General features: G+C 57.1%; 6 protein-coding genes. 4 read left to right on the forward strand and 2 right to left on the reverse strand.

Annotated features, from left to right (window positions below):
- Nucleotides 1–3: 3 nt before the first annotated feature.
- Together AUK77_RS06010 and AUK77_RS06015 are read right to left on the reverse strand one after the other, a co-directional pair.
- A complete protein-coding gene (locus AUK77_RS06010) occupies nt 4–3,192 on the reverse strand; it encodes a helicase-related protein (RefSeq protein WP_296127181.1) in 3,189 nt (1,062 codons plus the stop codon).
- 105 nt (nt 3,193–3,297) lie between these two features.
- On the reverse strand, nt 3,298–4,443 hold the full coding sequence (locus AUK77_RS06015) for a hypothetical protein (RefSeq protein WP_296127183.1): 1,146 nt from the start codon (nt 4,441–4,443) through the stop codon (nt 3,298–3,300).
- Between the two features lie 94 nt (nt 4,444–4,537).
- On the opposite strand from AUK77_RS06015, the gene AUK77_RS06020 reads away from it, so the two are divergent.
- From AUK77_RS06020 to AUK77_RS06035, 4 genes are all read left to right on the forward strand, one after another.
- Entirely contained in the window at nt 4,538–4,723 is a 186-nt protein-coding gene (locus AUK77_RS06020; RefSeq protein WP_296127186.1) for an AlpA family transcriptional regulator, read from the forward strand.
- A gap of 472 nt (nt 4,724–5,195) precedes the next feature.
- The gene (locus AUK77_RS06025) at nt 5,196–6,695 is read left to right on the forward strand and encodes a DUF262 domain-containing protein (protein WP_296127187.1); all 1,500 of its coding nucleotides are present in this window, start codon (nt 5,196–5,198) and stop codon (nt 6,693–6,695) included.
- Nucleotides 6,688–8,712, forward strand: coding sequence for a DUF262 domain-containing HNH endonuclease family protein (locus AUK77_RS06030; RefSeq protein WP_296127189.1), 2,025 nt, complete (start codon nt 6,688–6,690; stop codon nt 8,710–8,712). Before AUK77_RS06025 ends, AUK77_RS06030 begins: the two co-directional genes overlap by 8 nt.
- Nucleotides 8,713–9,323: 611 nt before the next feature.
- Nucleotides 9,324–9,764, forward strand: coding sequence for an inovirus-type Gp2 protein (locus tag AUK77_RS06035; protein WP_363079368.1), 441 nt, complete (start codon nt 9,324–9,326; stop codon nt 9,762–9,764).
- Nucleotides 9,765–9,828 lie beyond the last annotated feature (64 nt).

The raw sequence follows: 9,828 nt of genomic DNA on the forward strand, positions 1-9,828 counted from the left end.
GGCTCACTCCTGGGGCAGTACGACCATAAAGGCGATCACTTCAAAGTCGTTGCTGCCGGCGAACTCACCCTTCATCGCATGGCTACCGGCTGGGTTGAATAGGCTGGCGACGGCTCGCTCTTCGCTCTTGCCGGCCACGGATGACACGGCAGCTGCCAGCAGGCTTTGCGCATACCGCATGTCTTCACCTTGCTTGGTGAGCTCGTCGAATCGGTTGCCAGCGGTGGCGTCAGGCAGTTCGCGGCCAAGGGCCAGGCGCTTGAGACGATCCAGAATGCGTTTGGCCTGGGTGAAGGGCAGCAGCACGGTTTCATCTTCTGCCACGTGGACGAGGTAGTAGGGCGCAAGTGGGTAGCCATCGCTGACCTTGTCGGCTGCTTCTCCCTCAGCGCGCAGGCAGAAAATAATGCCGGGCGGGATGTCTTCGTCACGGGTCGTGGTGATGGCACAGGCCCCCAGCGGCATGTTCTCCAGCACGCCGGGATGGGCTTTGAGGTGCTGGGCGAGGTCGATACGGAAGTCGGTGAGGGTGAGGTCGGTGATCGAAACGCCGCTGGACAGGTCTTCCAGGTCGATGACGGCATCCTGCAGCTTGAGCAGCTGCTTGCGGCGGTACTCCAGATCGTTCATGGCGTCGCCAGACTGCGCTTCGATCAGGTTCTCTTCCCCGGTGGCGGATACGTCTAGCAGGACCATGCGGCCGCTGACGCGCTGCTCTAGGTTGATGTACTCCTCCAGCTCCATGTTGGGCCAGAAGTTGACTAACTGGATGTGCTGGTTGGGCGAGCCAATCCGGTCGATACGACCAAAGCGCTGGATGATCCGCACCGGGTTCCAGTGGATGTCATAGTTGATCAGCCAATCGCAGTCCTGCAGGTTTTGGCCTTCGGAAATGCAGTCGGTGGCAATCAGCAGATCCAGCTCGCCTTCCTCTGCCAGGTCGGCAGGACGTTCTTTTGAGCGCGGGGAGAAGGTCGTCAGTATTGATGCCAGATCGGTGCGCAGACCGGGGATCGTGGTTTGGTTGCGGCCAGAGCCGGTCACTAAGGCTGTTTGCACGCCCAAGGTTTCGTTGGCCCATGAGGCGAGCTGGTCGTACAGGTAGCGCGCAGTGTCGGCAAAGGCGGTGAATATGATGACCTTGCGATTGCCTGGGTTGATCGGGGTTTGGCACTTGCTGGCGAGCATTTTGCGCAGCTCCGCCAGTTTGGCGTCGCGCTGGGGTCGTACTTGCTGTGCCGCCGATAGCAGTGTGGCCAGGCGATTGCGATCCTCCAGCAGATCTTGCTTCCAGCGCACCAGGTCGACGTCACTCAGCAGCACCTTGACCTTGCGTCCGACCAGCAGTGCTTCAAACGCAGGGTCGTCGATGTCGACATCGGCGATGTCGATCTCTTCAATTTCGTGGGCGTGCTGCTCAATACGTTCGAGCGTGCGTTCAACATCCTTAAGCTGCCGTTCGAGGGTCAGCGCAAACGAAGACACCGCGCTTTCCATGCGCTTGAGTACGTTGATGCGCAGCAGGTGGATCAGACTCTCCTCGCGGTCAGCCTGGCGGAAGAAGCTCTCGCCACCGCGGATCTCAGTACTGTATTTGGCATCGTAAGCCGCTTGTTTGTGCTGCAGGACGTAGCGCAGCGGCGCGTAGCTGGCGAGGTTGAGGCGGCGAATCTCTTGGTTGATTTCGCGAATGGCGCGAAATTGCCCGGCAGCATCCACGTCAGCCTTGATATTGATAGGAGGCAGGCGGGTGGGGAAACGGCCGGTTTCGGTGGTGCCGTAGTACTTCTCGATATGCCGGCGGGAGCGAGCGATGGTCAGCAGGTCGAGGAGGGTGAAGTAGTCGAAGCCGAGCATTTCCACCAGGCGCTCTGGGGTCTTCTCGCGCTCATCCAAATCCAGCCAGCGATTGAACTGTAGCTGTGCTTTGCGGGTGGTGGCTTCGATGCTGCTGATGCCGTGCTCAAACAGCGCGTTGTCGTCGCCCTCGGTCACGAAAGCGATCTGGTTGCGCAGATCTGCCAGGCGGTTGTTTACCGGGGTGGCTGAGAGCATCAGGACACGGGTTTTGACGCCTTCGCGGATGATTCTGCGCATGAGGCGGTCGTAGCGTGTTTCCTGCCCCTGGCGTGGGGCTTTCTTGTTGCGGAAGTTATGCGATTCATCGATCACGACCAGGTCATAGTTGCCCCAGTTGATGTGGGATAGATCGAGGTCGCCGGAGAGCCCTGCCTCGCGCGATAGATCAGTGTGATTGAGGACGTCGTAGTTGAAACGATCTGACGCCAGCACGTTGCGCCGGTCATTGGCCTTATAGAGCGTCCAGTTATCACGCAGGCGCTTCGGGCACAGCACCAGCACGCGGTCATTGCGCAGCTCGTGGTACTTGATCACGGCGAGTGCTTCGAAGGTTTTCCCCAAGCCAACGCTGTCGGCAATGATGCAGCCGCCAAAACGGTTCAGCTTGTCGATAGCCCCCACTACGCCGTCGCGTTGGAATTTGAAGAGCTTGTTCCAAACCACTGTGTTGCGGATGCCGGTGGCGGATTTCACTACGCGTTCTTCATCCAGCCCGTCGTCCTTCTCCTTGAAGAGCTGATGGAGCACCAGGTTGTACAGGGTGGCCGGTGAACGCTGCTCGGCAATTTCGCGCAGCGCATTCAGCAGCTCGGTTTTATCGGTGGGGCGGGCGTTCAGGGTTTGCCATTGGTTATCAAACCAAGGCGCAAACATGGCCGCCTCCTGGGGCGACTCGCTGGCCTGGATCAGGCTCATGGGGTTGCCCGGCGTGATACCGAGGCCATCGGTGGTCAGGGCGAAGGAGCCCATGACCACCTGATCGGGAGTGCCAGCGGCATCTCTTAGTAAACCGATACCTTGCGGAATGACAGAGCTTGCGCGCTTCAGTTCGACCTTGGCGTTCAGCCACTGGTGGCAGCGCCGGGCCAAGCTGCGGGCAATGAGGCGATTGCGTGTAGCGCGGTCTGCCTCACCGCCAAGCAGCTCCAGGCTTTCGCTGCCGGATGGCAGGATCAGTTGAACCTTTCGCAACTGGGCGAGAGATTTGGCCAGCTCAGAAAAGGCGAACAAGGACAGCGCCGGGGATGCACAGGCCAGCTGGTGATCCGGTTTCATCCGCTCGTTGAGCAAATCGATAACTCGGTCGTGACCAGCGTTCTGAATCAACCTCATGGCGTGCTCCCTTGCGCAGTGATTCACGTTTTGCCAGGCATCATAAACGGGTTTTTATGCGTGACGCAGCGTCTATATGGCAGCACGCCAGCATGTGGCCAACGGCTACTGCAGGGCATCTTCCGGTAAAACGGGTGTGATTGGGACGCCTGCGCTGGCCTTCAAGTCGGGCCTTAGGAGTAGGCGAGGCACTGTTTTCATCGACATGGTGGGCTTCGCTGAGCAGCGCATGCGTTTATGGATGGTCGAGGGGATATCTGGCGAAAGGCTTACGTGGTTAACCTTGCCTGTAGTCGCATCGCAGTAAAGGCAGAACCTTGAATCAGGTGGGCTGAGCAAGTAGCAGGCAGTGCACTCAACGGCTCGTCCTCCCCATGCCTGTATGGCTCTCAGCATGGTTCCTGCGATCAACTCGGCTCGGCCCTGTGTCGTGTTGTCTTGAGCTGAGGCTGATTGTTTGGCCGCCATCTGAAGCTGTTTGGCTCTATGGGCTTCCAGGGCGCGCTGCAGTTCGGCTTTCTCATTGGCGAGCTCAATCTGCCGGGCTTGCTCAGCAGCCTCGCGCGCTGCCTGTTCGAGTTGCGACTGAGCGTTTATTTCGTCCGCCACTGACTGAAGCTTTTGCAGCGCGTTTGCTGCGAGCCGTTCCCCTCGAATTGATCGGATCCAAAGTCGGTTTACCGAGTCATGCAAAACCGCGTGCTCGAATTTGGCCGGATCATTGATCTGCTCCAGTGCTAGGTGATGGAGATCAATCTCCATGCTGGAATGCTCTAGCGCTTCGAGCTGGCGATAGCGTTCATGCTCCATCCGTGTTGAAAGCTTGATCCGGACGATCAGCTGCCTAGTGGATTGGTGCAGGACGGCATGACCTCTCAAGCTACCCCGGTCAACAAACCGCTCAACGTTATCTGCAGTGATCATCACTGGTTGCAGCTCGACCTTTTCCTCCAACAGCCGGCCGTCTTGTGTGGCCACTCGGACTGTTTCTATAAGTGCTGGGAGCATGAGCTGCTTGTGCTTAGCGATCAGCGCGACTGCCGCACGTCTGACCCCTTCGCGGAATCCATCAAAGCAGTCATTCGATTTCGAATGGCGGAAGTGTGGTACGACCTTCTCGCCATTGTTTGCTGCATTCAACGGTTGCTTACAGCCGGGGCAGACGCAGCCACATCGCAGCCCGTTCTCGACCTCATGCGCTCGAAAGAGAATGCCGTCACGTTCACCGAAAGGGATCTTGGTCTCGTGCATGTCCTTTGCTTCACCCTTCCTGGTGGTTTGTGTCTCGGTTGCAGGAACTTAGTCCAACCTGCTCTGAAGGTAATCAATCGGAGTATGGCTTGTCATGAAAGTGTTGCGCTTGAATGCGGTTGTCCTGACTACGGGGCTCGCCAGATCAACGATCTACAAGCTCATTGGCTCTGGCGAGTTTCCACGGCCTGTGCCTCTGACTGGGCGATGTGTTGGCTGGATCGAAACCGAAGTGGTCGCCTGGATTCGGTCAAGAGTTGAGGCGCGCGACTGCCTCTGAATAGCGTCGGGCCGGAAGCCACAATTTGTTTCATGGATGGTTGGCAATGTGTCGCCGTTGAAGACATATGGGGTGCAACGTGTACCTGAAATGGACTTTTGCGACACGTTGGCATTGCGCCCCAAAAAAATGTGAAATGTTAAAGCCTTCTCCAGCGCCCTTGCGGACGATGGAGAAGGCTTTCAATGCCTGGTGCTACTCAGCCGGCAGAGCGTCCGGCGCCTTTGACGGCCAGATCGTTGTGGACGACGAAGGGCACCGGGCGATTTTGTAGGGATGGATTCCTAACTGGGGCAGTGCATGATTGGTGTTTTTGCCGTCTACCCGACGTCGTCCCATCACTTGCCTGCGGCCTTGCATAACCAAGGATCTCGCCAATGAGCATCAGCCGGCTCCTGGATGGAGCACAAGTAGTCGTCTGGCGTAAACAATGTCGTCCTAGCCTGTCATGCATAACAGGGATTCCCATGCCATGAGTGATTGTCTTCCCGTTCAGGTGAGTACAAAGTCCTTTAAGCAGTTGCTCGAGGCAAGTGACTGGCCGTTGGCGCTGGATACCTATCAGCGCGGCTTTGTCTGGGGGCCGGAGAAGCTGACACAACTGGCCAACGATCTGACGGAGTTCGGTAGCCAGCAGGACAAGAAATTGCCCTATTACATGGGCGCGGTATTGCTGCATCACGATGCCAGCCAGTCGCGACGCTTCATCATCGACGGCCAGCAGCGAGTCACTGCCTTGTCGCTGTTGTACCACCGCATCACGGGCAGGTTGCCTGCGGGGCAGGAGCTCAGCTACTCGGGGCAGTCCGCGCGTCGTGTACGGCAAGCGATGCAGGTGCTGACGCAGCAGGAGTCGCTGGCGCTGGAGGTGATTGAGGGCCTGCGATTGACGGTGATTGAGGTGGACAGTGCGGATCTTGCCTTTACATTTTTCGACACCCAGAACAATCGGGGTGTCCGCCTCCAAGCCACTGACTTGCTAAAGGCCTATCACCTGCGCGCCATCGACCACGCGGAAGGTGAGTGGACGCAGAAGGTGGCGTTGGAGCAGCACTGCGCCGAGCGGTGGGAGGCGCTTCAACGTCACCCAGCTGTGCTCTCGTCCGGACAGGACTTCGCCCCCAACCTGTTCAGCCGCTTTCTCTGGCGAGCACGGCGTTGGCGTGGCGCTCAGACACCGGTAGCCAAACACGACGCACTGCTGGCTGAGTTCCAGAGCGGTACCTGGTCCCATGGTGATGACAACTGCAGTAGCATCGCCACCGTGCCGCTTTACGCCACTCGGCACAATCGACTGGCCACTGCGCTGACGCTGGTGGGGGATGGCGAGCGAGTGTTGCAGGGCAATCGATTGCGTATCAGCCAGAACGCAGCCAGCCTGCCGATGGCGCTGCGCCAACCGATCCATCGGGGTGTGGGCCTCTTTCTCTACGCCGACAAATATGCCGCGCTGTTGCAGATGCTGATGAATGATCCTGATCCGTGCGAGCAGGTAAACGCATTCCGCGAGATCTATCGGCAACTGCTGCGTAACAACCAGGAGTATCTGCGGGAGATCTTCTTGCTCTGCAGCCTGGTGTATGTGGATCAGTTCGAATTCGAGCAACTGACGGAGTTTGCTCTGCGCCTGGAGTTTCTGTTGGGTGCCATTCGCCTCGAGAAAAAACAGGTCCGGCAGGAGACCGCCGCCAACTTCTTCAGGTTGGCCGATCTGAACCTGCTGGATGTGATTGCGCAGAGCTATCACCCGAAGCAGGTGCTGGATTTTCTACAACAGCGTCAACGGGCCATGGCTCCGTTGCATGCACGTGAAGAGGTCGATGTGGGGGACGGTGTGCAGGGGCGATACAAGCGGGCGGTGCTGCATTTCTACAGTGCCTATGCAGGAGCTGCCTGTGACAACCTGGCGGATAAGCCCATCTGGATTGAGAAGTTGCTGCAGGAATGGCAGGGAGGTCGCCAAGGTGATTGATTCCAATCTCTATACCCTGGAGCAGTTGGCTGAGCAGATTGACGCTGCCTGGTGCTTCAATGTGCCGATCTACCAGCGCCTCTATGTGTGGGGTGACGACCAGATCAAGACATTGCTGACCGATATGGCCAACGCCTTCGACCGAGGCGATGAGCAGTTCTTTTTGGGCGGCACGCTACTGGTGGAGAAAACCACTAAGGAAGACCGTGACCTAGGGGTACGTCGCTTCGACCTTATCGATGGTCAGCAGCGTTTCACCACTCTCTGGATGCTCAGCACGGTGCCGGTGTGGCGAGAAGTGATGGGGGATTTCAGCCGCGTTCTGCTGAAGAATGGGGCGATTCCGCGCCTGCACTTCTCCATCCGCGAGCAGGTAAACGAATACCTCGCCAGTCTGATGCCGGGCGGCAAGGCGATGGCGGCCGAGGCGATCGATACCCTGAGCATGAGTGAGGCTCAGCAGCTGATGGCCTCCTTCGCGAAGAACCACAAGCGTGCGGACGGCAAGCCGGTAGATGATGACTATCTCCGGGCGCTGGCCAACTTCGTTTATCGCAAGGTTTCCTTAGTACTGACGCAGGTGCCCGAGGGCATGGACCTGAACAAGCTGTTCGAGGTCATCAACAATCGTGGCATCCAGCTGCAGCATCACGAGATTCTCAAGGCTAGGCTACTGCGTGACATTCCACCGGGAAGTCGTCCCCGCTATGGGGCGATGTGGAATGCCTGTGCCGACATGAGCGGTTTCGTCGAGCGGAATCTGTGCCAGGAAACCCGGCTAGAGGCCCACCGACTCGGGGATCTCTATGCTAGGGGGCAGTTGCTGGATGCGAGTGCCGTGCACGAGCTGCTGTCCCGCAGGATGGACGACCCGGACGCTGATGGCGAAGAGCGCCAGACCTTGCAGGCCATTGTCGAAGGCTTGGATACCGATTCGGGCACGGATTCGAGAGCGGCTGGAGAGGATGAGGGCGAGGAGCCCTGGGCGCGGAGCATCGTCGGTTTTCCGCTATTCCTCCAGCATGTGTTGCGCATCTGGCTGAAGGAGGAGGGACGGGACGACCTGCCACGTCTGCTGGATCGCCAACTGCTGGCCTTGTTCGAGGCCGCTTTCCTTGTCCCGGCCGATGAGCTGCAACGCGCGGAGAGGGCGCAGGGGTTCATCGATCTGCTCTGGCGCATGCGAGTACTGTGGGATGAGTACGTGATCAAGTGGGTTGACCAAGGTGATGAAGAGGTTCACCAGGTCTGCCTGACGTCGGTCTCCACCAGTGACAACAAACGCTACATCAATCGCAGTCGCGACAGTGCTGCGCACCAGGGACTGTCATTGCTGCAGAGCATGCTCTACCACTCGCAGGAGATTACCACGCATTACTGGCTGACGCCGTTTCTCTACTTCATCCACCAGAATGCCCAGGCCGTTCGCGGACCCGGTAGCGAGGTGGAGCGTTACTACGGTTTCCTGTGCCACCTGGATAACCAGTTGTTAGGCGAGGTCACTGCAGATCCGTTGGTCAAACGCACTCGAGGCTTTATGGACGACCCTTGGTGCAAAGCTTCGGCGCTGATGTTCGAACATGTGCTGCCTGGGGACCATGGAGTCGGTTTTGCGCATTACTGGTTCTACAAGCTGGATTTTGTCCTCTGGTACGAGCAGAACCGTGACCACGCTTTGTGGAGCAATTTCCGTTTCACTGCGAAGAACTCGGTGGAGCACATTTCACCGCAGAATCCACAGGACAGCGATGCCAACAAGGTGTCGAGTAACTGGCTGAACCGCTTCGGCAACCTGGCGCTGGTCTCGCGCAGCATCAACTCGGAGTACGGCAATCTGCCATTCAATGAGAAGCGCCTGCGATTCCTGAACAAGCGGGAGCTGGAGAAGCGGCCAGACTCATTGAAGATGGACCTGATCTATTCGAGCGGGACCTGGGGAGATGATCTGGCCAGGGCTCACCAGGGGGAAATGCTGGCAGCCTTGCGTCGCCATTATGGCAGGTGCTTCAACCTGTAATCGCATGTTCACTCATATGCTGAAGCGAGAGAAACGTCGCTTCGAAAAGGGAAAAGCTCTCGCTTCGAGCTGGCGACTGCTGCGTCGCTCAAGAAGCTGACGGCGAGTTGGAAAAAACATCACTACGAGTTTGAAGATACAGCCACGGTTATCGCGAGCAGCTATTCAAGGCAAGAGTTGCGCCTGTTGGCTGGGGTTGAAACTTATCCGTTGGAAACCCAATCGATGAATATGCAGGTCGTTGGCTGTGCAGGATCTGTCATGCCTGTCAGGGTAATTGGCACGATAAGTCGCTGGGTGCCTTCGCGTGAATTTCATTGAATCGAGTATTGTCACTATCTAATTAAGGCTAAGCTGTGATGGTTTTTTGTCAGAGTGATTAACTGCCTGTTTTTATTTTAGGTTGCGCGTGTTTGCTGGGTTTGATTGATGTCGAGCGTTTCGGTGTGGGTAATATGTTTATATGCATGCCTCTTGCATGGAGGTGAGTAAGTATAGGGGTGATGAGGCAGATCCTCTAAAGATCTACCTCGTGTGCTAAGGATTGGGGGGTATTCGGAAAGAATTACTTACGCTGTGGATGCTGTGTTTCAACAGAGCGAGTAACCATCATGAGTCGCCATCCGTACAACACAAACCTCCATCTTTATCACGAATCCACCTATGCAGGAATGCCTACCATGTTCGACAAAGGTCCATTCATTCAGGAGTACTTGGAAGCTCTTGATGTGACAATCAAGAGCGTTCTCAATGAGTATCCTCGGGTATTGGCATATCGAGTGGATTTAAGATTTCCAGCCTATGGTTATTTGCCATGCGATGCATATACCAATGCCGTGATTGGTCGCTTCCTAGATTCGTTTAAGGCCAAGATTAAACACAACCGTGACATGGCCAGAAGATCGAGTGGATATGCGCACGACTGCCGGGTGCGCTATGTCTGGGCCAGAGAGATCGCTGGTGGTGGTCGCCCCCACTACCACTTGGTCATTCTTCTGAACCAAGACGCGTTTTATACGTATGCGTCCGGGCATCACGCCTTGCGTGATTAAAGTGGCTGCCACTTATGCGGTAGCAATTGATCGATGTCACTCGCCCGCTGCGTCGGCAGGCGCG

The sequence above is a fragment of the Pseudomonas sp. Ga0074129 genome, from assembly GCA_001465025.1.
Taxonomy (GTDB): Bacteria; Pseudomonadota; Gammaproteobacteria; order Pseudomonadales; family Pseudomonadaceae; genus Aquipseudomonas.